Origin of the sequence: Paenibacillus pasadenensis DSM 19293, assembly GCF_000422485.1 — a bacterium.
Lineage (GTDB): Bacteria > Bacillota > Bacilli > Paenibacillales > Paenibacillaceae > Paenibacillus_O > Paenibacillus_O pasadenensis.
This window is the reverse complement of the sequence record NZ_KE383847.1, coordinates 339,097-364,097: the sequence shown is the minus strand read 5'-3', so window position 1 is coordinate 364,097 and position 25,001 is coordinate 339,097. Positions and strand designations below refer to the sequence as shown.

The window sequence follows — 25,001 nt, the reverse complement described above, 5'->3', positions numbered from 1 at the left end:
GGCCCTTCCTCCTTCTTGTCCGCTTGGTCCGCTCGGCCTAACGGCCTCCGCTCTCCAGAACCTCCACGTCCGCATGGCCGTGCTTGAGCTTGAACTTGATCTCGCCCCACGCCTCGCCCGCCGACCACGCGCCCGCCATCCCGTCCAGATCCGGCCGCAGCTCCACGATCGCCGCGTCCTTCCAGACGAAGCGGATGGTCCCGAGGCAGCTGCGGCCGATCCGGTCGTACAGCCGCCCGGCGCTCAGGCAGCCCCTTGCCACCGTATGGGTGCTGTTGGCGACGTAGCCGATCTTGCCGATCGGCGGCAGCTCCACCCGGATCGCTTCCGCGTCGAGCGGATGGTCCGGCTCCTTGACGAGCGCCACCGCAAGTCCGGGCTTCAGCAGCGGCGCCCCGCAATAATGGCTCATGCCCGTCAGCGTCACATGCATCGTTTCTTCCTTTTCCATCGCGATTCCTCCCGCTGCCGCTTCGCGCGCGCTTTCCTTCCCATTATCGGCGATCGGCGCGGCAGCGGGTTGTTCCGAATGTCCGTTCGCCTGCATCAGCGTCAATTAAAGCAATAGACCCGGCTCCGCCGATGCGGACGGGTCTATCCATGTCCAGTCATGAAAGGAATGGCTGCTCAGCCGTACATGCGGCTCCAAGCCTGGATCTGCTCCCTCATCGCCTGGCGCGCGGACTCCGGCTTGAGGATCTCCGCGGACGGGCCGTACTGCAGCACCCAACGGATGAACTCCTTCTCGTTGTCGACCTTCACCTCGAACTGCAGGCTTCCGTCCGGGTCCACCTTCGTCCAAGGCTGGACGAACAGCTCCTCCTCCAGGACGTAGCGCGCCACCTCCGGCGCGAAGCGGACACGGCACGTGACCTGCTTGTCCCCCTGGTCGATCGACCACGTATGCTTCAGGTGCTGCCGGATGTTGAAGCCGCCCTTGTCGAAGCTCCTCTCCGTCGGCTCGACGTCCAGAAAGCGGCTGACGCGGAACGTGCGGATCGCTTCGGCGCGGTGGCAGTAGCCGATCAGATAGAACTTGAGGTCGCGCGGCACGAGGAAGTACGGATCGATGTCCCGCTGCTTCGTCTCGTTGCTGTGCTGGGTGTGGTATTCCGTACGGATCGTCTTCTGCTCCAGAATCGCCTGGATGATCGGCTGCAGCAGGTTCCGGCTCTCCGGCCGATGGACCGGCGTGCCCAGCTGGATGATGCCGGCGATGTCGTCGATGAGAGCGCCCTGCTGCTTCTGCCGCACCTTCTCCATGCGATGCGTCGCCAGAATCTTTTCATGGCCGGTCATGAAGGCAGGCGTCAGCTTGTCAGGATCGACCAGCGAAGGCACCAGCGACAGCGCGATGAGCTCCTCGTCGGTCAGCTTCAGCGGCTGCATGGCGAAGTCCTCCGAGAAATAATGCTTCGACACCTTTCCGCTGACATCCGTCGTGAGCGGCGCCACATAGGTGAGATCGGTAATGTATCGGTTCACGCTCGTCTTGGTCACTTCCAGACGCTCCGCCAGCTCCGTCGTCGTGATGCCGGGCTTGCCCTGGATCAGATACAGGGCTCTCAGCAGCTTGCTCGATTTTTCGGACATGTCGCATTCCCCCGCTCGTGATGATGAGTTGATAAGGATGGCCCGCGAGGGATAGTTTCTAGAATCAGGGACTATTTTCCTCCCTCGCCAGGACTTTCTTCCTCATTTCTATCGGCATCATCAGGGGACTTTTCGAGATCTGCCGCAGCTTCCTCTCTCCTGTATTTCCCGAGCTCCAGTTCGGCCAGCAGCCTTTCCGCCTCCGGACCGCGCAGCCCCAGCTGCTCCATCAACTCGCGGACACCCAGCCGGATCCGCTCCGAGCCGCCCCCATTCCCTTTGCCCTCGTTCCGTCCCATCTCTGATCTCCTCCTTCAGAACCCAATCTTTCGATTGATTTCATGATATGGAAAGAGATGGACATCACCTTGGTTCGAACGCACGTTCGAGCAGCGCGGAACGTTCCTTGCCCTGTGTCAAGCCGACCGCACGGCAGGGCCATGCCTCTTGCCGCGTCCGCAGCGCAGCTCCCCGCCCTTTCGTCGCAGGCGTCTATGCTCCTTCGCTCTGCAGCGCCTCATGCGTCGCCGTATCGGCGATGATGAACAGCCGGGCCTGATCCGGGATCGCGTCGCCGAGCCGGCGGATGATGCCCGTATCGTCTCCGTCCGCGACGAGCAAGGCGCCGCGCGCCTTCAGCCATTCGTAGGCGTCGTTGTAGGTGCGCCATTCCGGGCGTTTGGCGATGCCATACAGCTCGTCCCCGCTGTCCTTGCTCATCAGGTTCATGAACAGCCGCGACGAGCCCTGGTTCACCGTGGAGCTGGCGATCAGATGGGAGATCGACTGCTGCGACAGGATCAGCTCGTCCACCTTCGCATGGCGGAAGCTGTGGCGGTGGCTTTCCTTGAGAATCTCCGCGATCGTGTAGATCTCCTGGCCCCGGCGGGCCGCATAGCTCTCCAGCGTCGTCGCGATCAGCAGCGTATGGCCGTCCGCCAGCGAGGCGCTTGGCACGCCCTCCGGGGAAAAAATGACGACCGCCTTGCACGCGCAGACGTTCGCCCGGTCCAGCGTCGCGTAGTCCGTGGCGTCGCCCTGGATGTAATGGACGCGTTCCTCCGCCATCGGCTTCTTCTCCAGCTTGGCGAGGAGCACGACCTCCCGCGCCGGATCGGCGAGCAGCAGCTCCTCGATCATGTCGCGGATCTTTTCCTCCGACCAGCCGATGACGACATAGTGGTCCTTGCCTGAGTAAGCCAATCTGCCTTCCTCCCTCTGCTTCTTCCAGCTCACGAAGTTCTCCGTCGTCTTGCCAACGATGGAGCCGATCAGGAACAATCCGATGAAGATGACGACGATGCCGAACGCCATGCCCGGCGCTGTCACCGGGAAAAAGTCGCCGTAGCCGACCGTCGTCGCCGTCACGATCACCCACCAGAGCGAGCGGAACCAGCTCGTGAACTTTTCCGGCTCCAGCGCTTGGATGACGAACGGGCTGAGGAGAAAAAAGAGCGCCGCAAACACGGCGAGCGTCCGGCCGTCGAGCTTGACGATCTTGCGGAACGCGTTGTAGAAAAACAGCATGGAATCGATCCTTTCTTTTCACGAACTCTTGTTCGCAACCGACATCTGCTTTCAGCTGCCGATATGCTGGATTCAATTCGGCCATACGCGCAGGCAAAGGAGACGTGCCATGAACGCCATCATCTTCGACCTTGAATTCACCTTTCTCCGTCAAAAGGCCTATACTTCGGATATTCTCGAACTCGGAGCGGTGAAGCTGCGTCTGGATCCTGACGGCCCCCCCGTCTGGAGCGATCTGTTCCATACCCGGGTCCGGCCGCTGTTCCATCCGGCCATCGGGGCGGCGACGACCCGCTTTACGGGCATCACTCAGGAGGATGCCGATGCGGCGCCCGAGTTCCCGCAGGCGATGACGCAGTTCGCGGACTGGCTGGAGCAGGATGGCCTCCCTTACTATCTCTGCTCATGGGGCCCGGACGACCGCCAAGCGCTGCTCCGCCATTTTCTCCATCACCGCATGGATGCCCCTTGGTTCCATAATTACAACGACTTCCAGCTGTCGTTCACCCGTCTGCAGGAGCAGGACAGCCGTCAGCGGATCGGACTGGCCAAAGCGCTGGTCCTGTCCGGCCTGGAGCCGTTCGGGCGGGCCCATACGGCGCTCGACGACGCCTTCAACACCGCCAAGCTGTTCCGCAGCGTCTACCGGCGCATCCAGCTCGAGGCCAACGACGGCCGCATGCTGGCTCCTGCCGTCGTTTACTCCACCGCCGAGACGACTCCTCCGCCCAGCCCGTTTGCGGGACTGGCCGAACGGCTCGGATTCGCCTTGTAGCGAGACGGGTCTTGCAGCCCGGCGATGTGCAGCCCGGCGACGTGAGCCCGGCGAGGACAAGCCTCTTTCTTGCATTCCGCAGAGGGGGCTGGAATTCCTCCTCTCCTGCCCTTCTTAGGCGGTTCTGCGTGCATAACCCTGCCAAGCCCCGGAGACACTAGGTTCCGCGAAAGGAGGGATGACGATGTCAGGACGCAACAGCAAGCCGAAGAACGACGGGCCTTCCAGCAGCCCGGACCGCCTGGACCAATACGGCGACAAGCTGGCTTCGCTGAACGAAGAGGAGTTCGAAGCCTCGGTTCAGGAGGCTTGCGAGGAAGAAGATAATTAATACTGAGGCATTCAAGCAACAACGCGCCGGAGGGGATCGTCCCTTCCGGCGCGTTGTTGCTGTGTCAGCATGCCTAACTATCGTCCGCTCATCGAGCCTTCTTCTCGAAATAAGCATGCAGCCGATACTCCGCGATCTCGCGTGCCCAGCGATGCAGGATCTCCCTCTCCTTCGGAGCGATCTCCAGATTGAAGCCGAAGCCGCGTTCATCCAGGAATGCGAGCCCCTTGGAGCTGCCGCTCCATTTGGACATCGGCATGTCCTCGATCAGCGCGGAGATCTTCTTCTCGTCATAGCCGACCAGCGCCGACATCTTCTTGTCCGACAGATCAGCCCTCCGGCGGTACTCCTTGGCCGTGAGGTACCGATGGAAGAACGGCGCCGCCTCCCGCGAGGAGATCGGCTGCTCCCAGCGCTCCGGGCCTCTCTCCAGCATCGCGAGCAGCAGCACCATCTTGTAGCTCTTGTTCATGCCGGTGCTTTCCGCCTCCAGCAGCCAGCCCCTGCACCCTTCGAGCGCCGCCTGCTCTTGCGGCTCAAGCTCCTCCGCCCAGCCGAGGAACGCCGCATAGGAGCCGAACTCCTGCTTGTACTCCCGGCTGTTCTCGCGTCCATGCAAGTGCAGCTCGACATAGGTCGGCCGGCGATGCAGCTCCTCCTTGAGCGCGCGATAGGCGGACAGCAGCTTTTCCTTGCGCGGCTGCCGCTTGCGGGCGAGCTCCTGCAGCAGGTCGATGACGCCGGTCTCGAAGTCGATCACGCAGCCGGCCGGCACAGACGGCAGCACTCCGCTCCGCTTGCCTTTTTCCTCGCCCGCTCCCGCATCGAACAAGCTCAGCTTGATGTCCGCATTGCGGTAATTGCCGATGAGATCGACGATGACGCAGCTTTCCTTGCCCTCGTGCAGGCGCAAGCCGCGCCCCACCTGCTGGGTGAAGATGGTCAGCGACTGCGTCGGCCGCACGAACAGCAGCGTGTCGACGGACGGAATATCGACACCCTCGTTGAACAGATCCACGGTGAAAATGACGTCCAGCTCTCCCGCCGCCAGCCTCTGGACCGCCTCCCTGCGCTGAGCCGGGCTCGACTCGGAGCTGAGGCTGATGGCCGCCGCGCCTTGATCTGCGAAGAAACGGGCCAAGAAATTCGCCTGCGCGATCGAGGAGCAGAACCCGATCGTGCGCGTCTGCCGGTGCCGCAGCCAGGCGGAGTGGATGCGCTCCGCCATCTCCTCGCGCAGCTGGACGGCTTGCAGCTCCGCTTCGTCGTAGCCGCCGCCGAGCCAGGTCAGCTGCGAGTAGTCCGTATCGTCATAGACCCCGTAGTAGCGGAACGGGCTGAGCCAGCCTTTTTGGATCGCCTCGATGAAATGGATCTGGTACGCCACGTTGCCGTCGCAGAGCGCGTACACGTCCTTGCCGTCCAGCCGCTCCGGCGTCGCGGTGATGCCGAGCAGGAACGCCGGCTGGAAGTAGTCCAGCAGCGCCCGATACGACTTGGATGCGGCGTGATGGAATTCGTCGACGACGATCAGGTCGAACGCGTCCGGAGCAAAGCGCTCGCGATGCCGCTTCGTCCCGAGCGTGTAGATCGAGGCGAAGACCAGCTCCGCCTCGTCCTCTTTGGCGAAGCCGTTGTACAGTCCCGCGGTCTTGTCCGGCATGACGTGGAGGAACGACTGCTTCGCTTGCAGGAGGATCTCCTCGCGGTGGGCGACGAACAGCACGCGGCGGAACCGGCCGCGGGCCAGGAAGGCGGCGAGGTACGTCTTGCCGAGGCCGGTGGCCATGACGACCATCGCCCGCGTGTAGCCTTCGTCGAGCGCATTCTCCAGCGCTTCGAGCGCGCCGGCCTGCGCAGGGCGCGGAGTCAAGGAAGCGGACCTGACTGATGCTGCGGCTTCCTCGGCCCCGACGGCGGATGTCTCTTGACCGACGCCCCCGGGAGCGCCCCCGAGATCCGCCTCTTCTTCCTCGACGATCTGCCGCACGAGCTCCGGGTATTTCTGCCGGTTGCGCATGTATTCCTGCTCGTAGGCGGCGATCACGCCCTCTGTAAGCGTGCTGGTCTGATCATGGTAGAAATTGCGCGTGAACTTGTCGAGCGCTTCTTGGAACGTGAACGGCTCCAGCTGCGCGTTGACGGACAGGTTCCACTCCAGCCCCATCTTGAACGCCGATCGGGACAGGTTGGACGAGCCGACGATGAATTTGCCTTGGCCGTTCATGTAGTCGAACAGATAAGCCTTCGGGTGAAAAGACGTTCCGCGGCTCCGCCATAGCCTGGCCTCCATACTGGGATGAATGCTGAGGAGAGTGCGCAGCGCTTGCGGCTGCGTGACGAACAGATAGTCGCCGGCCAGAAGCTTGACCTCCGCTCCGCGATCCAGCGCTTCCCGCAGATGCGGGGCGAGGATGCGGACGCCGGAGTCCATGACGAACGACGTGAGGATATAGATGCCGGAGGCTTGCTGGATGCCGGGGATCAGCTCATCCACCAAGTTCTCGGTGATGAGCTTGATGTCAGGCATCCGGAACCTCGATCAGGTAGATGCGGTCACGGAAGCCGCCGCGCTTGGCGGCCTTGTTTGCGCGGATGGTTTCAAGCTGCTCCGGCGTCAAGCCGTGGGCGGCCGCCAGAGCGTGCAGCAGCTCGAGGATGTCGGCGAGCTCTTCGCCAGCCTCGGCGTCTGTGAGCGCGGTTAAATATTCGCCGGTTTCCTCGGCGAGCTTGACGCGGAGCTCTTGTTTGTATTCCTCGTCGCCAAGCAGGCGAGTGCTGGGCTCTAGCCCTTGCTCACGAATGATGGCCGGGATCTTGTCGCGGACGAGTTTGTTGTAGGGGGGCATGGGCGGGGGCTCCTTTACTTCAATCATGACCATAGCCAGGATGTAATCTATAATCGTAGTCTCGTTTAGAGAAGAAATATGATTCATTCGCCGCTCTCTCTATGCGAATAGTAACAGGTAATCCAGTTAAATCCAACCCGAAATCATGCGGATATATCGTTTGTCGAGATGTCATTTTGCCTGAAATGTACCCCAGCCTCCCTCCGGCTCAAAATATGCGAGGCATGCACCACGACCAGTCGAGCGTTGTCCTGATCCAGCCACTGGACCCTCGGATCCCGGCGGTCGACGATGTCGTGGACGGCATGCGGCACATGGCGAGTGCAGATGAGCACGGCGTTGGCCGATCTCCATTTCTGCTTGAGCACCGTCAAGCTCTCCTCATAGCCGTCGAACCAGTCGGCGTCGGCCCCATGCTCCCTCAGCGCCGCCATATAATCGTTGCGCTTGCGCGATCCCAGCACGAGCACTTTCGAGCCTGCAGGCAGATGAATGGAAGGCATGGATCCGGCATCGCTCCTGGGCGCCTCGTCTCCGCTGCGTCTCAGCTTTCCCGAAGAAGCAGGGGCTTGTCCGTATGGACGAGGCGGCGCATAATGATGGCGGTATTGTTTGACGATCCGAACTTGACCGGAATCCAAAAGCACCGCTCTTGCCGGAAGATCGGCTTTCAAGAAGCCGTGCATGCCGCTGTCGGCGCTTTCCCAATCAATGCTGTAGGAAGTTCCGTTAAGCTCATAGAAGCTGAACCGATCCTCCTGTTGAAGGATGTAGCCGAAGAGAGCGGCTGGTTCCTCCGATGCCGCCGCAGCCTCGACCGAATCAGCAACTGCCCCCGGCACTTCATCCGCTAAAGAATTGTCCGCCTTCAAGCTCGTGCCCGCTGCACTTCGTTCCATCCAAGCCTGCTGCACCGCCTGCGCGAGCCGAATCTGCAGCCGCATGGCCGCTTCGATCTGCCCCGCACTCGAAAGGTCGAGTCCGGCGAGCACCTCATCCTCCCAACCCGGCTTCGCAGCGGACAGCTGCGGCTGGATGGACATCGCATGCAGAAGCGCCTGCTGCAGAAGCTTCTGCGAAGCGGCCGTCTTCGACTCCATCCGTTGGAGCTCGATCTGATGGCGCTTTTCGGCTTGCCTTTGCCGGTGAGACAGCTCCGTGATGGTCCCCTGCAGGAAAAGCTGGATGAGCCGCTGCTCCTCCACCTGCTCTTCGGCACGGGCCAGCTGCTCCCGCAGCGGAGACGCTGCCTGCTCCGCATACGCTTGCCGGCTGCTCTCGATCACAGCTGCAGCCCGCTGGAGCTCGCCGCATTGACGTTCCCGGTCAGCCAGCTGCTGCCTGGCTTCATAGCCCGCCTGCCTGGCTGCCTTGAGCTCCAACGCAAGCTGGCGGCTTCTCCGCTTTTCTTCGGCTGTGCGCTCATTTTGAGCGGCGAGCTTCTTTTCCAGCTTGCGCAAGCTTTTTCTAAAGCCCTCCTCGCCTAGAGCGAGGCTCTCAGCAGGCTTGACGGCCTCGTCCCTCTCCGGCTGCTCCGCCTTCTCCTGCCGCAGCTTCTCCAAGCGCTGTCGGAATCGTTCCTGCTGCGCTTGCTTTGCTTGCATCCTTGCTTCGCTTCTCATTTCCCTCGTCGGTATCCTCGTTCCCATCCCGCATCCCTCGCTTCCTGTTCTGCCCTGATTGTAGCGAAGCTCGAGAACGCGCGGGTGTCGCGAACGGATGTTTGATTCTTTTCATCGAGCCATAAAATTTCTACGAAGTGGCAGTGTATGGTGGAATTGAGGCTAATTCAATTTCAGGAGGTTTCATTCATGTTGACGATCTCTCAACAACGCCAGCTTTCCACCGACTTGCGAGCATGCTTCGCCGCCAACCGTCTGGGCACGCTCACGCTGTCCGACCTGCGGGAAGAGCTTTCGATGACGCATCCGCACTGGCATGACCGCTGGGCCGACATGGACGCCGAGCAAGCAGAGATGATCCTCTACGAGGACGGGCTTCGCAAGTTAGCAAACGAAGGCTGGCTGAAGCGAAGCCAAGACGGGTGGAGCGTGCTGCTCGATCCGTCCCGTTGTTCCGGCTGTTTCCATCCGATCGGCGAGCATGATCTGGTTGACATCGAGGGCAATCGTTTCTGCGGCTGGCCGTGCACCGAGTCGTTCTACCTCTACGCCGATCCCTACGAGAGCGGGGTCGACCTGTACCATACGCTCGTCGACGCCTGGCGCTCGATCGGGACAGAATCGAAGCGTCTGCGTCATGAGGCGATGACGGAGTCGAAAGATGATCATGCCCGACTTGTCCGCGTGCGGCAGGAGCTGCAGGCCGTGCTGGAGGACAGCGGCCGCTGGCCGGAGCCGCCTTTGCCCGGAGAGGAAAGCCTCGTCGCCCGCGAGGCGGAACGCATCCGGCAGCAGATGGAGAAGGAAGCGGAGCGGCTCGACGCGCTGGCGCGTCTGCTCTATCCGGCAGAAGGCTGCTGCTCCGCATGCGGCTTGCTCGTCGGACTGGATTATCTCTGTCATGAATCGGGGGCCCTGTTCTGTTCGGAAGAGTGCCAGGAGGAGGCCGATCCGACGCCGGACTGCTCCGTGCATCCTTATGAGGATGACTACATGGCGATCCGCTATGAGTACCTGGAGACGCTTCGATCCTGGAAGCAGGAGCTTGAAGCCGACAGCTGCCCGGAACTTCGGCTCGAAGCGCTGTGCGAGGGCATCGACTCTGTCGTGCAGGAGTTCCGTTCTTTCCTGAATGATGAAGGCGCGGACGGAAAGCTGGCTTACGAAATCTATCGCCATATCCGCAAGCTCGCCGATCTCCAGTCGTCGATCCTGACGTGGAGGCCGGAGCGGCAGCCGCTTTACTGGTTCCGGACCGGGCTTGGATACTTCCACGCCTCGGACCATGAGGAAGAGGGGCAGATGAACGCCGTCATGATATCGATGCTCCAGGAAGGGCTGGCTACCGACGTGATCGACCTGCTGCAGACATATAGGCATCCCTGCCACGGGGGCTTCAACATGGTTTTCGAGCGGCTGGAGGATGCGGAAGAGGTCTTCCAAGTGCTTTCCCCCTTGTTCCGGAAGCACGACGTCGAGGTGAATTTGCAAGCGGCCTATCGATGCGAAGCCGGCTGCGGGGATATCGTCGACGATGCGGAGGAGCGGCATCTCGACGGCTGGTTTTATTGCGATCACCATGTAGAGCAGGAAATATACGGCATTTTCAGCGAGGAGAAGCTGCGGGAAAAGCTCGACTTCTTCGCCTCCAACGACAAAGCGAGGCAGAGCTTGATCGAGGAACGATACGAGGACGACTATCTCTACAAGCTGAAGATCGCCCGCTCCTGCAGGAGATGGGCCGTGGAGCGCCCGGACTGGGCGGACGATCTGCAGGATCGGTGAGCGTCTTCACTCTACTGTCGTGAAAATTCCGTAAACGCTCCAAGCTCGGCACGCTCGACTTTCCAGCCCGGCTCCATCCAGGCCGAAGCATGCGAATGAGTCTGTGTATTGGCCCACCAGGCGGCATGGATGCGCGCGGATTTCGGCAATGGAAATCCGAGCAGCTGCTCGATCTCCGGGATCGACAGCCGGATGCGGTCCTGACTGCGTCCGCTCAGATAGATCTGCAGAGACGCATATTTGCTTCTGACTCTCGGAAAGATCGGTTTGGGAGATTCTTTGCAATGATCCGCGATCGCAGTCCGCAGGAACTGCATCCGTTCTCCGATCCGGAGGCCGCGCATCGGGGCGGAGATGGCTGCCGATGGAAGGACTGCACGGATCCTTTCCTCATAATGCCCTCCTGCCAGCATGACGATCTCCTCATAGGCATCCAGCTCAAGGCGCTCTGCCTGCTCTCGCAGGACCTCATCCGATACGAGCTCCGCGGAAGGCCTGCGGAAGCTGACGTCGTAATTCTCCGGGACGATGTCATCCGGCCGCAGAAACCCGTGCTTGTCCGACAGGATGAGCCAATCCTCGTTGAAAAAAACCTCTGCGTATTCGCGGCATAGAACCGAATAGGCGCCTGTATAAGCCAGCCTCGCCGGCACGGCGCCCGTTTCCGGCATGCGGTCCCAAATCTTCGCCGCTCCGCAGGAGAGGAGGCATAGCTTCTTTTTCAATTCCATTCCGGTCCCACGTCCCCTTTCCTCGTCTCGACGACATGCAGCTGCCCCGCGCAGCGAATGGAGGCAGATGCATCGGCCTCATGCAAGACTTCGATCTCGATCCGGACCAAGCGGTCGTCGGCTGGATTCCAGGTGACGCCTTCGCCCTTGGGAGAAACAACCTTGCCCGCCGGAAGGACGGCTCTTGGATCCTCCTCGAGCCAGCGCATCGCCTGCGCAGGAGCAATGCCCGCCGCCTGGGCGACACGACGGCAAGTCTCTTCCCGGCTGCTGCCGTCATGCCGCTGGAGAGCGGCCATGATGCCGTCCAGCAGCGGCTTCAGAACCGAAAACAAGCTCAGGCCGAATCGAGGCGGGAGGCCGATCTGCACGCTGATCCCGAGCGGAGCTTCGGCGAGCTCGATTGGAGCCGGCGTCCGCTGCGTTATGATGCCTTCTTTCACGCTTCTCCAGATCTGAGCCGCTCCGCAGCCGGAATGGAGCCGATCGAGCATGGCCTCCCATGATACGATCAGGCCGGTCCGAGGCCACTCGGGCCTCTCCGGCACTCCGATCCGGTAGCTGTGGGAGATCGGATACTCCCACTGGGAGCTGGCTGTGTTTGCCGGCTGCCTCTTTGGAGGCGCAAAGGCTCTCTCCATGATCAGAAGCCTTGGCCGAAGCTTCCGAAAAGCTCCGGCGCCGACATTGTAAGCGAGCACGTTCTCCAGATCGAATCGATCCCGCTCCAAGGATTCATAGGCCATGTGGACGGCAGCCGAGCAATCGCCCTCCAAAGCAAGCAGAGCCTCCCGCAGATGCCGCTTCATCTCCAGCTGCCAGCCTTTCGGCTCGAATGGAAGGCGCTTGCTCGACCACAGCCTGACCTCGGATGCTCCTGTTTCGACTTGATAGGGCACGGTTGACATCCGGATAGCCTCCCTCATGATCACGCAGGCTGTCGTCAGCCTGATCCATGGGAGCCGCCTTGCAGCGGTCTCCTCGATGGTCGTCTTATTCAAGGCAGCCGGCCCTTATTCCTTCCGCTTCAGCTGCCGTTCACAACGTAAAGTTCGATACCGCCAGCAAAATCGCGTTGGTCGTGCCGCCGCCGACGTTGTCGAACGAGTAGGCGATCGTCGGCGCGCCGTACAGGGTGATTTCGTCGCCGGACAGCAGGTCGCCGGTGGAGCCGAGGTAGACGCCCATGATGGAGTTGCCGAACTCGTCGAGGATATGGATCATCGCCAGCGTGCCGAAGTCGGTCTCGGTCTCCTCGACCTGAACGGCCGTGCCGGACAAGCGCACGATCTTCTCCTGATGAGGCGTGACGTTCTTGAACAAGTGGCGCGACGTCGTGCTGGCCGATACGGCCGCCCGAGCGGCCTTTTTGGCCTCGGCCGTACGGGCCGGGAACCAGGAGGCATGCTCCTCCAAATAGGCGCTCGACTCCGGACTGATTGACGATCCGGACTTCACCATGCGGTCGATGAACCGGTTCATGACGCTGCTCATGAGCCGTTTTTCTTCGAGGGCTTTCGCCGCCGCCTCTTCGGCTGCCTTGCGCTTCGCTTCCTCCGCCGCTTGGCGCTTCTCTTCGGCTGCCTTCGCCGACGCTTCCTCGGCGGCTTTTTTATCCGCCGCCTCCTGCTCCGCCTTGGCTGCCGCCAGCCGCGCCTCCTGCGCCTCTACGTCTTCGGCGGTTGGCGAAGCCGACGCGGCAGTCGCCGGCTCGGCGTCAGGCGAGACAGCCGGCGAGTCCGCCGTCACAGCGCCGGCTGCCGGCCGCTTGCCCGCATCCTCCGGATCCGGAGATGCCGCCAGCATGACGATGAACAGCACGAACAACCCGCCCGCGATCAGCAGATCGCGTCTTCCTTTCCCCGTCTTCCGCACCGCCGACACGACCGCCAGCGCCATGAACGTCAGCATCCCCGCCAAGCTCAGCAATCCTAGTCCCATCATCATCGTATCTCCACTCCCCCTGCGATCTCGCCGCTCATAGGCGGCTGCTTGCGAGCTCATTATGCCGCAAGCCGAGCGCAGGAGGGTGTTCCGAACGTATGATTGCTTTATGATCCAAGGCCACCGTCCAGCAGGCTGATCAACATCCTCTCCCACGCAAACAACGCAAAAAAGGGCTGATGATCAGCCCTTCTCTCCTTCATTCCGCCGCGAGCGCCGTCCACGCCTCCAACGGACCGGGCCGCTGCGCCCGAGCCTAAATCTCCCGCATCCACGCTTCGATCAGCCGCTGCAGCTCCTCTGTCTCCAGCTCGCAGCAGCTGTCCTCGTCGGCCAGCTCATCGACGACCCGCGTCCGCTCCCGGCCGATCTCCAGCGTGCAGGCGTTGCCCGAGAGCTCGCGCCCGTCGGACTCGCCGCGCAGCACCGCGCCGATCGCGTCCAGGTACTGCGGTCCGCTCCCCCGATTGACGTCGGTGAACAGGAACGTCTCGACGAGCGAGAGCTCCGCCGGCAGCCTCATGACGGTCAGCTCCTGCCCGCCGTGGTTCAATTTCTCGATCGCATAGGGGTATTTCATCGCTATCGTTCGTCTCCTTTGCCGTTCAATAATGCGGGAAGGCCGAGATGATGCTGCCGCTCCGGTCCAGATACATGTCGACCCTCATGCCGGACGAGGTCGTGCCCGTGTACGTGTTGCCCGTCACATGGCGTTGGTTCGCGAACGCCTCGTTGATGGAGTCGACGATCTGCTGCGGACTCATGTCTTTCGGGAAAAAGGTCGACATCCCCTGCTTGCCCGTCTTGGGCACGCCGTCGATCTCGACCTGCGCCTGATAGACGCCGTGCGCGTTCGGAGGCGACTCCGTGCCAGGGATGACCCGCCCGCGAGCGGTCGGCATCCCCTCGTAGTGGTAGCCGACGCCCCGCCCGCGGCGGTTGAGCTCGCCTTCGAGAATATGCTCCAGCGCCCCCGCGCGGAAACGGGACGTGTTCTGCAGCTTGGCGATGTCGTATTCGACGGTCCGCGCGTCGAGATGCTTGCGCAGCCACTCGCCGAATCGGCCGGGAATGCGCTCCGCGAGCCGCCCGAGCGGGATGCGGTTCAGCGCCAGGTCGACGCCGAGCGCGGCGAGCCGCCCCGGCGTCAGGAAGCTGCGCGGATCGCGCAGGAACGAGCCGATCGTCGCGCCGCTGCCGAACAGGCCGGTCACGGTCGAGATCAGGCCGATCGCCGGCCAGAGCTCCAGAAACAGCAGGGACAGCGCGAGCATGCCCGCCGCCATGGCCGTCTTTTCCCAGAAGGAACGCCGGTCCCACCACTGCTGCAGTTCCTCGAACATGCAGGCGCCGCATCCGGCGCCTGCAGCAGCGCATGGAGGTGGAGCGAGGCCGCCGCCAGCAGCAGCACGGCGGCTCCCAGCAGCGCAGCCAGCCGCCGCGTCTCGCGGCGAAGGTCCGGCTCGGCGCCGAGCGCCTCTTCGTTGCCGTAGAGCAGCGTGCAGCCGAGCCGCTTGCGCTCCCGGAAAAACGTCAGCTGCTCCCGAAACCGTCCGCGCCGGAAGAACAAGGCGGCGCCGCTGCGGGCGAGCTCGCTCAGCGGATCGAGCCATCGCTCCCGCTCCAGCATCGGCAGCCGGTCGCGGATGCGGTTCAGCTGGACGTAGTCGTACCCGACCGCGCCGGCAAGCAGCAGCAAATAAAGCGGCTTGGTCGCATGCCCGTTGCCGGTCCAATCCCCGATCCATTGCAGGATGTCGGGCAGGTCGTAGCTGGCGTTGTAGGCCGCATGGTCGAAGATCGCTAGCGCGAGCAGCGCGGCCGGCACCGCCGGAGCGGCGCCTCTCAGCTTGCCGCGGAAGCGGATCGCCAGCCCGACCCCGAGCGCCGCGAGGCTGCCCAGCATCGCGTGGCTGTAGCTGATGTACGCCGGGCCGCGGGTCAGCTGCAGGTAGCCGGGGAACAGCTCGCCGACGTTCCAGTGGATGAACTTGCCGCTGATCCAGCTGTAGCCGTAAGGGAAGATGTGTCCGGTCGTCCAGCGGCGCGCCGTCTCTTCCATGAACTGAAAGCCCGCCCCGACCGCGCCGCCGATGAGCGCGTAGTCCCCGAGGCTGAGCGCCGAGGCGCGCCGGGAAAACAGCAGGTAAGCCGCCAGCGGCAGGAGCTTGACGACCTCCTCGGCGATCGGCGTCAGCAAAGCGCGGCTCCACAGGTCGCCCGTATCGCTGCCCGTCCAGGCGGTCAGCAGGCTGACCGCGAACCCGGTGAGCGGGACGATGAGCCAGGCGCCGGCCAGGAAAAACAGCATGACCGAGCGCCAGGAAAGCGTCTTGCTCCGGCACAGCCACCAGAACTGCAGCAGGACGTAGATCGACCACAGGTACTGCACGCCCAGCTTGCGGGATTCGGGATAGAAGAACAGGGTGCTCAGGAAATAAAGCAAGGCCGCCCAGGAAAGCAGGGCGTACAGATGCAGGACGTACGGATGCTTCGCGAGCCAGCGCCCGGCTCCGCCGAGCAGCCGCTCGGCATGCGAGCGCAGCCCGCTGCGCCACTTCATACGCTGTCCGATCATCTCTTCCTCCTCTTCGCCTGAATGGGATGAGCAGCGATGAAATTCGCCTAATCATTACCACATTCAGGAAAAGATGAAACGATGACCGTCCGAACCGCCTCTCCGCGCTTACAGGTAACGGTAGGGGTCGCCGCTTGGCGCGTACGCCACGGGCGCGCCGCCGAGCAGCGGAGCAATCCAGTCGGCCAGATGCTCCATGCCGGCGGCCTCGCTATGGAAATGCCCGACGACGAGCAGCGCACGCCGGCGGCCGAGCAGCGCCGCGTCGCGGACGTACTCGCATGTCATCCACTCGACCGTCTCGCCGCATAGCACGGCGTCGACATCATCGCGCGCAGCCGCCCGCAGCTGGCGCTCTCCGCCCGGCGCGCCGACCTGCATGGCGATGCGCGAGACGGTCCAGTCCGGATCGCCGACGACGCGCACGTACGGCACGCCCAGACGCTCCTTGAGCTGCGCCGCCAGCTCGCGCACGGTCTGCTCCGGCAGCTGCACGACGGCGCCGTGTCCGCCGTCCGTCGGAGCCGGCCAGCCGAGCCGGCGCAGCATGCCTTCCTGGATGCCGTCCGGCCGGCGGCGATGCCAGTCGTCGTGGAAGCGCCAGATGGCGATGCCGTGCTCGTCGACGAGCGCGCGCTTGGCTCGGTAGACCGGATCGTCCTCCAGCCCGTCCGTCTCGTCGCGATGGTTGTACCAGGTCGGCTCGTGGGTGACGATCAGGTTCGCGCCGCTTGCCGCCGCCGCGCGGATGACGTCCGCCGTCGCCGTGAAGCAGACGAGCACGCCGCGCAGCGGCTGCGTCGGATCGCCGGTCTTGAGCGTGTCGACGGTCCCCTCCTCCGGCTTGACGCCCGCTTCCCGCTGGATGCGCGCGATCGCCTCTCCGATGGCAAGTCCGCTCATGTCCGTTCCCCCTTCTCTTTCCCCATCTCTCCGCCGGCCTGCCGGTAGCTGACAAAAGCAAGCTCGCGGCTGTCCGGCGACCATGAATTCACGTTGATCGTGCCCTGACCGCCGAACAGCTCGGCCAGCAGCCGGGATTCGCCGCCTAGAGCCGGCAGCAGGCGCAGCTCGACCTGCCGGTTCGGCGGATGGTCGGCCGGCTCGACGTCTCCCGCGCGGTAGGCGAGATAGGCGACGAGCCGTCCGTCCGGAGAAGGATGCGGGAACCAGCTGTTGCGATGCTCGTCGAACGTCATCTGACGCTGCCCGCTGCCGTCCGGCTCCATGCGCCACAGCTGCATGAGCCCGGAGCGCGTGCTGTTGAACCAGATTCGGCCGTCCGGCGCGTACTCCGGCCCGTCGTCGAGTCCCGGAGCGTCGGTGAGGCGCCGCTCCTCGCCGCCGTCCGAGCCGATGACGTAGATGTCGTAGGCGCCGCCGCGCTCGGCGCAGTAGGCGAGCGTCCGGCCGTCGGGCGACCAGCCGTGCAGATAGCTCGGCCCGAGCGGCGTGACGAGCCGCGGCTCCCCGCCTTCGACCGGCAGAACGTAGACGCGCGAGCGGCCGTCCCCCTCCGTATGATGGCTGACCGCGATCCGGCGTCCGTCCGGCGACAGCACATGGTCGTTGTTGCAGCGGTCCGCGAAGCCGCTCCCGATCTCGGCGACCGCTCCGCCCTCCAGCTCGAAGGCATAAAGCCTGCCGCCGCTGTTGAAGATGAGCCGCTTGCCGTCGGGCGTCCAGTTGGGCGCTTCGATCAGCGCCTCGAACTCGGCCCTCGCGCGGCGCGCGCCCGTGGAGACGTCGACCGTCTCCAGCACGCTCGTCACGCCCCGCTCCTGCGCCAGGCGCAGGCCTTCCTCATGGGGAAACATCTCGTTCTCCTCCTTGTCCCGGCTCGGATTCAAATCGCCGTCGGCCGCCCTCGCGGCAAGTCGAGCTTTGCGCCAGTATAGCACAGCGACAACGCGCTGATCACGGTTTTCTTTTACGGTCCGATAAGACCCGATTGCGAGCGGATCAAGGACCCGTCACACGATCGGAAAAGAATGAAATCAAGCTTTTTCGCTTTAAACCATTGACATGTGATGTCAACTTTGTCTATCCTCCTCCTAATGCCTGCACAAGACAGATTGACTGAAAAAGGGGCGAAAACGATGAACAAAAAGTGGAAAATCGGCATCGTCGGTTACGGAAATCTGGGCAAAGGCGTCCATAAAGCGCTCCGCCAAAACGCCGATCTCGAGCTGGCCGCGATCTTCACCCGGCGCGATCCTGCCTCGATGGAATCGGCCTGCGGCGATGCCGTATTTGCAACGATCGCGGACGCCGAGCTGTACCGGGACCGGATCGACGTCATGATCCTGTGCGGAGGCTCGGCGAGCGATCTGCCGGAGCAGACGCCGATGCTGGCGGCGGCATTCAGCACCGTGGACAGCTTCGACACGCATGCCCGCATCCCGGAGTTCTACGAGCGGGTCGATGCCGCCGCACGGGCCGGGGGCAATCTCAGCCTCATCTCGACCGGCTGGGACCCGGGGCTGTTCTCGCTGAACCGCCTGCTGGCGGAGTCGATCCTGCCGGAGGGCTCGACCGATACGTTCTGGGGCACAGGCGTCAGCCAGGGCCACTCCGACGCCATCCGGCGCATCCCCGGCGTGAAGGCCGGCGTGCAGTACACGGTGCCGATCGAGGCCGCGGTCGAGCGCGTGCGCAGCGGAGAGCGGCCGGAGCTGGCGACGCGCGAGAAGCATCTGCGGCAGTGCTTCGTCGTCGCCGAGACCGGCGCGGACCGGGCTTCGATCCGCGAAGCGATCGTCACGATGCCGAACTATTTTGCCGACTACGACACGACGGTGGAATTCATTACGGACGAGGAGCTGCAGCGCGATCACAGCGGCATGCCGCACGGGGGCTTCGTCATCCGCAGCGGCTCCACCGGCGAGGGCACGGGCCAGCTCATGGAGTTCGGCCTGAAGCTCGGCAGCAACCCGGAGTTCACGGCGAGCGTGCTCGTCGCCTACGCCCGCGCGGTATGCCGCCTGCGGGAGCAGGGGCAGACCGGGGCGCGCACCGTATTCGACATTCCGTTCGGCCTGCTCTCGCCCAAATCGCCGGAGCAGCTGCGCCGGGAGCTGCTTTAAGCCTTCCTTCCGCAAGTCCGCAAGTCCGCAAGTTCCTGGCAAGACGCATTCGCCACTACTTTGACAAAGGGGTCGTTCATCATGAGCTTTTCCGTGTCCGCCGGTTCTGAGGCCGGAGCCTACCTGCAGTCCGTCTATGAAAGCGTCGTCCGGCGCAATCCCCAGGAGCCCGAGTTCCATCAGGCCGTCCAGGAATTTCTCGAAAGCATGGAGCCCGTGCTCGTCCGCCATCCGGAGTATCGCAAGCATGCCATCCTGGAGCGCCTCGTCGAGCCGGACCGGCTCGTCTCCTTCCGCGTGCCGTGGGTCGACGATCAGGGACGGGTGCAGGTGAACCGGGGCTTCCGCGTGCAGTTCAACAGCACGCTCGGTCCATACAAGGGCGGCATCCGCTTCCACCCGACCGTCAACGCCGGCATCATCAAGTTCCTCGGCTTCGAGCAGACGTTCAAGAACGCGCTGACCGGCCAGCCGATCGGTGGCGGCAAGGGAGGCTCGGACTTCGATCCGAAGGGCAAGTCGGACCTGGAGATCATGCGCTTCACGCAGAGCTTCATGACCGAGCTGCAGAAGTACCTTGGCCCCGACGTCGATGTACCGGCGGGCGACATCGGCGTCGGCGCGCGCGAGATCGGCTACATGTTCGGCCAGTACAAGCGCATCCGCGGCGGCAACGAGCCCGGCGTGCTGACCGGCAAGGGCGTCCAGTACGGCGGCAGCCTCGGACGGACGGAGGCGACCGGCTACGGCTGCATCTACTTCGTGCAGGAGCTGCTCGCCTCGCGCGGCCTGGAGCTTGACGGACGGCGCACGGTCGTCTCCGGCAGCGGCAACGTCTCGATCTACGCCATGCAAAAAGCGCAGGAGCTCGGCGCCCTCGTCGTCGCCTGCAGCGATTCGGCGGGATACATCGTCGATCCTCGCGGCATCGACCTCGAGCTCGTCAAGCGGATCAAGCTCTCCGAGGGAGGCCGCATCAGCGAGTACGTGCGCGAGCGTCCGCATGCGTCCTACCATGCCGGCAGCGGCGGCATCTGGAGCGTGCCATGCGAGATCGCGCTCCCTTGCGCCACGCAGAACGAGCTTGACGCGGACGCCGCGCGGCAGCTGGCGAGCGGCGGCGTCATCGCCGTCGCCGAAGGCGCCAACATGCCGTGCACGCTCGAAGCCGTGCATCTGCTGCTGGCGGCCGGCGTGCTGTTCGGCCCGGCCAAAGCGGCCAATGCCGGCGGCGTTGCCGTATCGGCCCTGGAGATGGCGCAGAACAGCATGCGGCTGTCGTGGAGCTTCGAGGAGGTCGACCGCAGGCTGCACGCCATCATCCGAGACATCTACCGCAGCAGCGTCGACGCCGCCGAAGCTTACGGCTTCCAGGGCAACCTCGTCGCCGGCGCCAACATCGCCGGCTTCCGGAAGGTCGCCGATGCGATGATCCTGCAAGGCGTCGTGTAGCGGCCGCCGCCGAGCCTGCGGCCGCCAGCGGGCTCGACGCGAGCGGCGGGCTCAAGCGGAGAACGCGAACAAGCCGGGCCTGAACAAGGCCCGGCGTTTTGACGCGCGCCTGATGACGCTCTTGCCGCTGCCCGCCGCCCGGATCAGATCGCCATCGGCCTCCCCAAATAGTCGACGAAGCGGAAGCCCGGCGGCGCCTCGACGCGGCGCTCGATCAGGTCGGCGATGCCGCGGGCGCTCTCGCGCGGATCGAGCCTCGCCTGCTCGCCGCCCATGTCGGTGCGCATCCAGCCCGGATGCACGCTCAGCGCGATCGCCCCGCGCTCGGCGAGCACGCGCGACAGCTGCTCGGTGAGCAGGTTCAGCGCGGCTTTGGACAGCGTGTACGGATAATCGCCGGGATAGGCGTTCGTCAGGCTGCCCGCCTCGGAGGAGATGTTGATCAGCGCCGCGCCCGGCTCGGTCAGCAGCGGCAGCAGATGCTTGGCGACGCGCATCGGACCGTACAGGTTGATGTCCATCGTCGACTCCATGAAGGCGAGGTCGAGCCGCTCGATCGGCGTCTGGCGAGCCTCCAGGACGGCCGCGTTGTTGACGATCGCGCCGAGCTGCCGCCCTTGTCCGCTCAGCCGCGCGGCCAGCTCGGCGATGCCCGCCTCGTCCGCGACGTCGAGCCGGACCGGCTCCAGCCGCTCGCCATGCTGGTCAGCCAGCGCCCGGAGCTCCGGACTCGGCTGCTCCGGCCGGCGCAGTCCCGCCAGCACATGATGGCCGCGCTCCAGGCACTCGGCCGCCAGCTCCAGGCCGAGCCCGCGGCCCGCTCCGGTAATCAGGATGTTCATGTCAGGATCCTCCCTTTGCCGTCTGATCAGTCGTTCTCCAGCAGCTCGACGAGCACCTTCAGGTCCGGCGCCGTGTCCATGTAGGCGTACCGCCCGCCGGCGTACTCGCCCTTCTGCTGCAGCGCGTAGCCCTTGCCCTCCAGTACAGAGATCTTTTCGGCCATGCCTTCGATCTGGAACGCGATGTGGTGGACGCCCTCTCCGTGCTCGTTCAAGTCGTTGCGCCACGTGCTCGGATGCTCGTCCGGCTCGATCAGCTCCAGCTGCAGGGAGCCCATGTCGAAGAAAGCCAGCCGGGCGCGAGCCGGACTCGGCGCTCCCTCGAACTCGGTGCGCGCGATCTCCGGCGCGTCCGTCAGGATCGCCGGCGGGACGTCCATCCCGAAAAAGTCCGCGTAGACGCGGCTGGTCTTGTCGATGTCGTGGACGAGAATGCCGATTTGGGTGATGACGTTCGTGCCGAGCAGTCCGGACATGGTGATTCCTCCCTTGGGATGCTTGTTGTTAGGCTCGTTTGGCGCATCCGGCGCCGTCCAAGCCCAGCTTCTGCGCCAGTATAGCATAGCGGCAGCGCGATGATAACGGTTTCTTCGTCAGCGGCGGAGCTCCGTCAAAAGCGGAAAAGGCGGCGTTCGAGCTTCTCGTCCGCCGCCTCATTCGGTTCGTATTTTCGGCGTCTTAGGCCTTTTCGCCGGCCGCCGGCCGCTTCGCCGGCGCCTGCCAAACCTTCTCGCCGCCCTCGAGGCGCAGCCAGCTGTCGAAGTCCCGCCGCCCTTCGGTCAGCCGGATGACGCGCGCGCCGCGCGGAAAGCCTTCCTTGCCGTAGGTCGCATACCCGGTCGCCCGGCCGTAGCCGAGCGAGATGCCGTGCAGCTCGCCGACGTAGTCGTTGATATGGTCATGCCCGACGAATACGCCGGACACGTCGCCGCCCTCGAGCAGCGCGGCGAACATGCCGCCGTTCACGCCCGCGCAGCAGACCGCCTCATGGCGCTCTCCGCGGCAGCCCTCCGCCTCCCACGCCTCGGCATGCTCCGGCAGCGGGATGTGGAAGAACATCAGCGCCGGAGGCGCCGCGCCCCCTGCCTGCCTCGCTCGCTCGCGCGAGCGCGAGGCGTACCATTCCGCCTGGTCGCGCGCGAGCCAGCTGTACCCGGGCACGCCCGGCAGCCGGGAATAGTCGCCGCTGTCGAGGAAATAGAGCGTCGCGCCTCCTCCCGGACCGTCGATCTCCAGCGCATAATTGCCGCAGCCGGTCACCCCCGGCGTATCGCCGGTCAGGCTGCCCGGCAGTCCCATGAGCGTCCGATGCAGCTCCTCGCGCGTAACGCCCGAGCCCGCCTCGGCATCGTGGTTGCCGAGCACGGCTGCCCAAGGGCTGCCGCTCGCGCCAGCGGCAGCCGTCGCCTGGCGGGCCGATTCGAGCGGCTCCGCGCAGGACTCGCTGTAGATGAGATCGCCGGTGAAGACGATCAGATCCGGCTTTTCCGCCTCCAGCACCTTTTCCATGAGCGCCCTCGTCCGCAGGTCCCGCTCTTCTCCGTTCTGCCAATGCAAGTCGGTGAACTGCACGATCGTGAACGTGCCGTCCTCCCGGAACGCCAGCCGCTGCTTCTCCCTGTTCTCCATGACCGCTCCGCCTCCCGGCTTCCTCGTCCGAGGAAAAGTTTGGATGCTCTGGGATCATTGTATCCGTTCGCGGCGCCGCTGTCAGGACAAACCCGCCGCACGCCCGCAAGCGGCACTCGCGGGCTCATGCGCTCCTGCTCCGGACGATCCGGCCGGCGCGGCCGAGCGGCCGATCTGGAGACGGCAAAAAGCCGGGGCTTGTCTGCCAAGCCCCGGCTTTGCTATCCGTCCTATCCGTCCCCGAAACGCGCTTGCGCTCCGATGCGGTTCCTATTGAGCCGTCGCCTTATTGGCCCATCGCATCGGGATAAACGACCGTGTCGAACACTTCGCCCGACGCCTGATCCTGCATCTTGACGGTCACCTTGTTCTCGTCCTGCGGCACGCCGTCGAACAGCCGGTAGTACATCGCCGGCAGCGCCACGCCTATCGCCGCGAACGCGTCGAACGAGCCCTCGAACTTCGCCTGGTCGACGATCAGCGTGAACTCCGAGAAGTCCTTGCTGTATTCGACGTCCTTGACCGACTGGAACGTCTCTCCGGCCTTCAGCTCGTCGATCGACGTCAGCAGGCTGGCTTTCATCTCGTCCATCATCTTGCCGTGCACGCTGCGCGGCATCTTGTAGGTGACGGAGCCGTCCTCGTTGCGCTTCACGTCCGTCACGCCGTTTTTCTTGGCGGCCTCGATGGCCGCGTCGAGCTCCTGGCCTTCAAAAAAGGAAGCCGGCAGCGTGATCTCGTGGTTCAGCAGCCCTTTGTCGACTTCGACGCCTTTGGCCGGGGATGCGGCAGGCGCCGCGGATGCCGCCGAGCTCGGCGCCGGATTCGATGCCGCGCCTTCGTTCCCGCCATTTCCGGAATTCCCGCCGCATGCCGCCGCCATCGTCAGCAGCGCAGCCGCTGCCGCGGCTCCGATCCTTCGTTTCATTTCCGTAGACCCTCCAGGCTGGTGATAGATTCCGCTTCTTGCGAAGCGCCTTTCTATCCATCGGCAGATCTGGAGGAAAATTCAATCTTTGTACGGATCGTGCTCATCCGCGCCGGCCATGCAGACACCGATCGGCCGCAGCCGGTGCAGCACCTCGATCGTGCCGGCATGGGCATCGAGCACTTGCTGCAGCCGCCGGTAGACGAACGGACTCTCGTCCGTGCCCGCGCCGCGCAGCTCGACGCCATAAGCCCGCACCGCCTCGCGCATCCGCTCCTCGCTGATCTCGCCGCCCAGGCGCCGTCGGGTCTTCCCGTTCATCTTGCCCGCCGCCTGCGTGCGGCTCATGACGCGGCCCGCGCCGTGCACGGTGCTCCAGCAGGCGTCGCGGTTCTCTTCCGTATCCCGTCCGCGCACGATGACGGAGATGTCGCCCATGCTGCCCCCGATGAAGCCGAGCTGGCCCGGCGCCGACGGCGTCGCGCCTTTGCGGACCACGACGCTCTCCCGGCCCTCATGCATCTCGCGCCAAGCGAAGTTATGGTGGTTGTGCACGGCGAAGTCCGCCTCCGCGCCGAGCAGGCCGAGCACCTTGTCCATCACATAGTCGCGTCCCGCATACGCGTAGCGCCCGGCGAGCCGCATCGCCCGCTCGTACATGTCGCCGAGCTCGTCCGCCAGCTCCAGCAGCACCGGCGGCTGGTCCATGCTCTCGCCCGGCGCCCGGTCCATGAACCGGCGTCCCGCCGCAAGGTTCAGGAACCCGCTCGCCGTCCGATGGCCGAAGCCTCGGCTGCCGAAGTGGTTGGCGACCCACAGCCGGCCCGTTCCTTCCTCCTCGAACAAGTCGACGAAATGGTTGCCGCTGCCGACCGTGCCGAGCTGGTCCCGCGCCAGCGCCTTCAGCTTGTCATGCTCCTGCTTGCCGACGGTCCGGTAGACGTCCCAGTCGGGATCGTCGAACAGCTCGTGGTCGACGCGCTCGCCGTTCACTCGGCCCACGCCGAACGAGACGTTCGCCGCGATGCCGTCCATGATGCGCCCGAGGCGCGGCTTGATGTCGCTCGCGAGCAGCGTCGTGCGCACGGCCTTGTTGCCGCAGGCGATGTCGTAGCCGACGCCCGACGGCGAGATCTGTCCGTCGTACGCGACGACGCCGCCGATCGGCTGGCTGTAGCCCTTATGATGGTCCGCCATGAGCAGCGTCTTGACGACGCGGCCGTGGGCGGCGCAGGTTCTCGCCTGCTGCAGCGCGCTCTCGTCGGGATCGCCCCAGACGGATACGCCGTCGATGACTTGATACGCCATGAATGTTCAGCCTCCTTGAAA

At 64.2% G+C, this 25,001-nt stretch carries 26 protein-coding genes; 6 read left to right on the top strand and 20 right to left on the bottom strand.

Features of this window, described 5'->3' with window-relative positions; all coding sequences use genetic code 11:
- Nucleotides 1-37: 37 nt before the first annotated feature.
- From H582_RS27280 to H582_RS0112365, 4 genes are all read right to left on the bottom strand, one after another.
- Nucleotides 38-451 carry an HIRAN domain-containing protein gene (locus tag H582_RS27280; protein ID WP_174817671.1) on the bottom strand — a complete coding sequence of 138 codons (414 nt, stop codon included), beginning with the start codon at nucleotides 449-451 and terminating at the stop codon, nucleotides 38-40.
- Nucleotides 452-627: 176 nt separating this feature from the next.
- On the bottom strand, nucleotides 628-1,593 hold the full coding sequence (locus H582_RS0112375) for a helix-turn-helix transcriptional regulator (RefSeq protein ID WP_028598781.1): 966 nt from the start codon (nucleotides 1,591-1,593) through the stop codon (nucleotides 628-630).
- A 71-nt stretch (nucleotides 1,594-1,664) separates the two neighbouring features.
- Nucleotides 1,665-1,892, bottom strand: a complete 228-nt coding sequence (locus H582_RS0112370; RefSeq protein ID WP_028598780.1) for a hypothetical protein — start codon at nucleotides 1,890-1,892, stop codon at nucleotides 1,665-1,667.
- Between the two features lie 193 nt (nucleotides 1,893-2,085).
- Nucleotides 2,086-3,120: an ion channel gene (locus H582_RS0112365; protein ID WP_028598779.1), complete on the bottom strand. Its 1,035-nt coding sequence runs from the start codon at nucleotides 3,118-3,120 to the stop codon at nucleotides 2,086-2,088.
- 109 nt (nucleotides 3,121-3,229) lie between these two features.
- Here H582_RS0112365 and H582_RS0112360 point away from each other — a divergent pair, with 109 nt between their 5' ends.
- A complete protein-coding gene (locus H582_RS0112360; protein ID WP_028598778.1) occupies nucleotides 3,230-3,895 on the top strand; it encodes a 3'-5' exonuclease in 666 nt (221 codons plus the stop codon).
- Between the two features lie 184 nt (nucleotides 3,896-4,079).
- Nucleotides 4,080-4,226 (top strand): hypothetical protein, encoded by a 147-nt coding sequence (locus tag H582_RS32390; RefSeq protein ID WP_164820104.1) that lies wholly within the window; start codon nucleotides 4,080-4,082, stop codon nucleotides 4,224-4,226.
- Nucleotides 4,227-4,314: 88 nt separating this feature from the next.
- Here H582_RS32390 and H582_RS0112350 read toward each other — a convergent pair whose 3' ends face one another.
- The 3 genes from H582_RS0112350 to H582_RS31895 all read right to left on the bottom strand — a co-directional run bounded on the left by H582_RS0112350 (nucleotide 4,315) and on the right by H582_RS31895 (nucleotide 8,067).
- Nucleotides 4,315-6,756: a DEAD/DEAH box helicase family protein gene (locus H582_RS0112350; protein WP_028598777.1), complete on the bottom strand. Its 2,442-nt coding sequence runs from the start codon at nucleotides 6,754-6,756 to the stop codon at nucleotides 4,315-4,317.
- Entirely contained in the window at nucleotides 6,749-7,075 is a 327-nt protein-coding gene (locus H582_RS0112345; protein WP_028598776.1) for a nucleoside triphosphate pyrophosphohydrolase, read from the bottom strand. Before H582_RS0112345 ends, H582_RS0112350 begins: the two co-directional genes overlap by 8 nt.
- Nucleotides 7,076-7,218: 143 nt before the next feature.
- On the bottom strand, nucleotides 7,219-8,067 hold the full coding sequence (locus tag H582_RS31895) for a hypothetical protein (protein WP_127464344.1): 849 nt from the start codon (nucleotides 8,065-8,067) through the stop codon (nucleotides 7,219-7,221).
- A 54-nt stretch (nucleotides 8,068-8,121) separates the two neighbouring features.
- Between H582_RS31895 and H582_RS31890 the strand changes: the two genes are divergently transcribed.
- Nucleotides 8,122-8,562 carry a hypothetical protein gene (locus H582_RS31890; RefSeq protein ID WP_127464345.1) on the top strand — a complete coding sequence of 147 codons (441 nt, stop codon included), beginning with the start codon at nucleotides 8,122-8,124 and terminating at the stop codon, nucleotides 8,560-8,562.
- A 324-nt stretch (nucleotides 8,563-8,886) separates the two neighbouring features.
- The gene (locus H582_RS0112335) at nucleotides 8,887-10,482 is read left to right on the top strand and encodes a hypothetical protein (protein ID WP_028598774.1); all 1,596 of its coding nucleotides are present in this window, start codon (nucleotides 8,887-8,889) and stop codon (nucleotides 10,480-10,482) included.
- A gap of 11 nt (nucleotides 10,483-10,493) precedes the next feature.
- Here the strand turns inward: H582_RS0112335 and H582_RS30080 are convergent, their stop codons facing one another.
- The 8 genes from H582_RS30080 to H582_RS27260 form a co-directional block, all read right to left on the bottom strand.
- A complete protein-coding gene (locus H582_RS30080; protein WP_052333185.1) occupies nucleotides 10,494-11,213 on the bottom strand; it encodes a DUF6884 domain-containing protein in 720 nt (239 codons plus the stop codon).
- The gene (locus H582_RS0112325) at nucleotides 11,204-12,121 is read right to left on the bottom strand and encodes a hypothetical protein (protein WP_028598773.1); all 918 of its coding nucleotides are present in this window, start codon (nucleotides 12,119-12,121) and stop codon (nucleotides 11,204-11,206) included. The genes H582_RS30080 and H582_RS0112325 overlap by 10 nt, the downstream gene beginning before the upstream one ends.
- Nucleotides 12,122-12,251: 130 nt before the next feature.
- Nucleotides 12,252-13,160 (bottom strand): hypothetical protein, encoded by a 909-nt coding sequence (locus tag H582_RS30075; protein ID WP_127464347.1) that lies wholly within the window; start codon nucleotides 13,158-13,160, stop codon nucleotides 12,252-12,254.
- Between the two features lie 253 nt (nucleotides 13,161-13,413).
- Complete coding sequence (locus tag H582_RS0112315; protein WP_028598771.1) at nucleotides 13,414-13,737, bottom strand: hypothetical protein; 324 nt, start codon at nucleotides 13,735-13,737, stop codon at nucleotides 13,414-13,416.
- A 25-nt stretch (nucleotides 13,738-13,762) separates the two neighbouring features.
- Nucleotides 13,763-14,443: an EndoU domain-containing protein gene (locus tag H582_RS32385; protein ID WP_052333183.1), complete on the bottom strand. Its 681-nt coding sequence runs from the start codon at nucleotides 14,441-14,443 to the stop codon at nucleotides 13,763-13,765.
- A complete protein-coding gene (locus H582_RS27265) occupies nucleotides 14,380-15,735 on the bottom strand; it encodes a PrsW family glutamic-type intramembrane protease (protein ID WP_052333182.1) in 1,356 nt (451 codons plus the stop codon). The genes H582_RS32385 and H582_RS27265 overlap by 64 nt, the downstream gene beginning before the upstream one ends.
- Nucleotides 15,736-15,843: 108 nt before the next feature.
- On the bottom strand, nucleotides 15,844-16,638 hold the full coding sequence (locus H582_RS0112305) for a Nif3-like dinuclear metal center hexameric protein (RefSeq protein ID WP_028598770.1): 795 nt from the start codon (nucleotides 16,636-16,638) through the stop codon (nucleotides 15,844-15,846).
- On the bottom strand, nucleotides 16,635-17,552 hold the full coding sequence (locus tag H582_RS27260) for a TolB family protein (RefSeq protein ID WP_052333181.1): 918 nt from the start codon (nucleotides 17,550-17,552) through the stop codon (nucleotides 16,635-16,637). The genes H582_RS0112305 and H582_RS27260 overlap by 4 nt, the downstream gene beginning before the upstream one ends.
- Before the next feature lie 282 nt (nucleotides 17,553-17,834).
- On the opposite strand from H582_RS27260, the gene H582_RS0112295 reads away from it, so the two are divergent.
- Nucleotides 17,835-18,821, top strand: a complete 987-nt coding sequence (locus H582_RS0112295) for a diaminopimelate dehydrogenase (protein ID WP_028598769.1) — start codon at nucleotides 17,835-17,837, stop codon at nucleotides 18,819-18,821.
- A gap of 81 nt (nucleotides 18,822-18,902) precedes the next feature.
- Complete coding sequence (gene gdhA / locus H582_RS0112290) at nucleotides 18,903-20,273, top strand: NADP-specific glutamate dehydrogenase (protein WP_028598768.1); 1,371 nt, start codon at nucleotides 18,903-18,905, stop codon at nucleotides 20,271-20,273.
- Nucleotides 20,274-20,416: 143 nt separating this feature from the next.
- On the opposite strand, the gene H582_RS0112285 is transcribed toward gdhA, so the two are convergent.
- The 5 genes from H582_RS0112285 to H582_RS0112265 form a co-directional block, all read right to left on the bottom strand.
- Nucleotides 20,417-21,115 (bottom strand): SDR family oxidoreductase, encoded by a 699-nt coding sequence (locus H582_RS0112285; protein WP_028598767.1) that lies wholly within the window; start codon nucleotides 21,113-21,115, stop codon nucleotides 20,417-20,419.
- A gap of 26 nt (nucleotides 21,116-21,141) precedes the next feature.
- Complete coding sequence (locus tag H582_RS0112280; RefSeq protein ID WP_028598766.1) at nucleotides 21,142-21,591, bottom strand: VOC family protein; 450 nt, start codon at nucleotides 21,589-21,591, stop codon at nucleotides 21,142-21,144.
- 202 nt (nucleotides 21,592-21,793) lie between these two features.
- The gene (locus tag H582_RS27255) at nucleotides 21,794-22,744 is read right to left on the bottom strand and encodes a metallophosphoesterase family protein (protein WP_043111228.1); all 951 of its coding nucleotides are present in this window, start codon (nucleotides 22,742-22,744) and stop codon (nucleotides 21,794-21,796) included.
- 286 nt (nucleotides 22,745-23,030) lie between these two features.
- Nucleotides 23,031-23,672, bottom strand: coding sequence for a hypothetical protein (locus tag H582_RS0112270; RefSeq protein ID WP_043111227.1), 642 nt, complete (start codon nucleotides 23,670-23,672; stop codon nucleotides 23,031-23,033).
- Nucleotides 23,673-23,753: 81 nt separating this feature from the next.
- Nucleotides 23,754-24,980: an RtcB family protein gene (locus H582_RS0112265; protein ID WP_028598764.1), complete on the bottom strand. Its 1,227-nt coding sequence runs from the start codon at nucleotides 24,978-24,980 to the stop codon at nucleotides 23,754-23,756.
- Between the last annotated feature and the right edge of the window lie 21 nt (nucleotides 24,981-25,001).

Coding starts and splice junctions, on each gene's coding strand:
- H582_RS0112365 (WP_028598779.1), bottom strand. CDS start 3,120: ATGCTGTTTTTCTACAACGCGTTCCGCAAGATCGTCAAGCTCGACGGC.
- H582_RS27265 (WP_052333182.1), bottom strand. CDS start 15,735: ATGATCGGACAGCGTATGAAGTGGCGCAGCGGGCTGCGCTCGCATGCC.
- gdhA (WP_028598768.1), top strand. CDS start 18,903: ATGAGCTTTTCCGTGTCCGCCGGTTCTGAGGCCGGAGCCTACCTGCAG.
- H582_RS0112325 (WP_028598773.1), bottom strand. CDS start 12,121: ATGTCAACCGTGCCCTATCAAGTCGAAACAGGAGCATCCGAGGTCAGG.
- H582_RS30080 (WP_052333185.1), bottom strand. CDS start 11,213: ATGGAATTGAAAAAGAAGCTATGCCTCCTCTCCTGCGGAGCGGCGAAG.
- H582_RS0112315 (WP_028598771.1), bottom strand. CDS start 13,737: ATGAAATACCCCTATGCGATCGAGAAATTGAACCACGGCGGGCAGGAG.
- H582_RS0112335 (WP_028598774.1), top strand. CDS start 8,887: ATGTTGACGATCTCTCAACAACGCCAGCTTTCCACCGACTTGCGAGCA.
- H582_RS0112280 (WP_028598766.1), bottom strand. CDS start 21,591: ATGTCCGGACTGCTCGGCACGAACGTCATCACCCAAATCGGCATTCTC.
- H582_RS27255 (WP_043111228.1), bottom strand. CDS start 22,744: ATGGAGAACAGGGAGAAGCAGCGGCTGGCGTTCCGGGAGGACGGCACG.
- H582_RS0112285 (WP_028598767.1), bottom strand. CDS start 21,115: ATGAACATCCTGATTACCGGAGCGGGCCGCGGGCTCGGCCTGGAGCTG.
- H582_RS0112350 (WP_028598777.1), bottom strand. CDS start 6,756: ATGCCTGACATCAAGCTCATCACCGAGAACTTGGTGGATGAGCTGATC.
- H582_RS0112295 (WP_028598769.1), top strand. CDS start 17,835: ATGAACAAAAAGTGGAAAATCGGCATCGTCGGTTACGGAAATCTGGGC.
- H582_RS0112305 (WP_028598770.1), bottom strand. CDS start 16,638: ATGAGCGGACTTGCCATCGGAGAGGCGATCGCGCGCATCCAGCGGGAA.
- H582_RS0112270 (WP_043111227.1), bottom strand. CDS start 23,672: ATGAAACGAAGGATCGGAGCCGCGGCAGCGGCTGCGCTGCTGACGATG.
- H582_RS0112265 (WP_028598764.1), bottom strand. CDS start 24,980: ATGGCGTATCAAGTCATCGACGGCGTATCCGTCTGGGGCGATCCCGAC.
- H582_RS0112360 (WP_028598778.1), top strand. CDS start 3,230: ATGAACGCCATCATCTTCGACCTTGAATTCACCTTTCTCCGTCAAAAG.
- H582_RS0112375 (WP_028598781.1), bottom strand. CDS start 1,593: ATGTCCGAAAAATCGAGCAAGCTGCTGAGAGCCCTGTATCTGATCCAG.
- H582_RS0112345 (WP_028598776.1), bottom strand. CDS start 7,075: ATGCCCCCCTACAACAAACTCGTCCGCGACAAGATCCCGGCCATCATT.
- H582_RS30075 (WP_127464347.1), bottom strand. CDS start 13,160: ATGATGATGGGACTAGGATTGCTGAGCTTGGCGGGGATGCTGACGTTC.
- H582_RS32385 (WP_052333183.1), bottom strand. CDS start 14,443: ATGGCGGCGGGCATGCTCGCGCTGTCCCTGCTGTTTCTGGAGCTCTGG.
- H582_RS27280 (WP_174817671.1), bottom strand. CDS start 451: ATGGAAAAGGAAGAAACGATGCATGTGACGCTGACGGGCATGAGCCAT.
- H582_RS0112370 (WP_028598780.1), bottom strand. CDS start 1,892: ATGGGACGGAACGAGGGCAAAGGGAATGGGGGCGGCTCGGAGCGGATC.
- H582_RS27260 (WP_052333181.1), bottom strand. CDS start 17,552: ATGTTTCCCCATGAGGAAGGCCTGCGCCTGGCGCAGGAGCGGGGCGTG.
- H582_RS31890 (WP_127464345.1), top strand. CDS start 8,122: ATGCAGAAGCGCCTGCTGCAGAAGCTTCTGCGAAGCGGCCGTCTTCGA.
- H582_RS32390 (WP_164820104.1), top strand. CDS start 4,080: ATGTCAGGACGCAACAGCAAGCCGAAGAACGACGGGCCTTCCAGCAGC.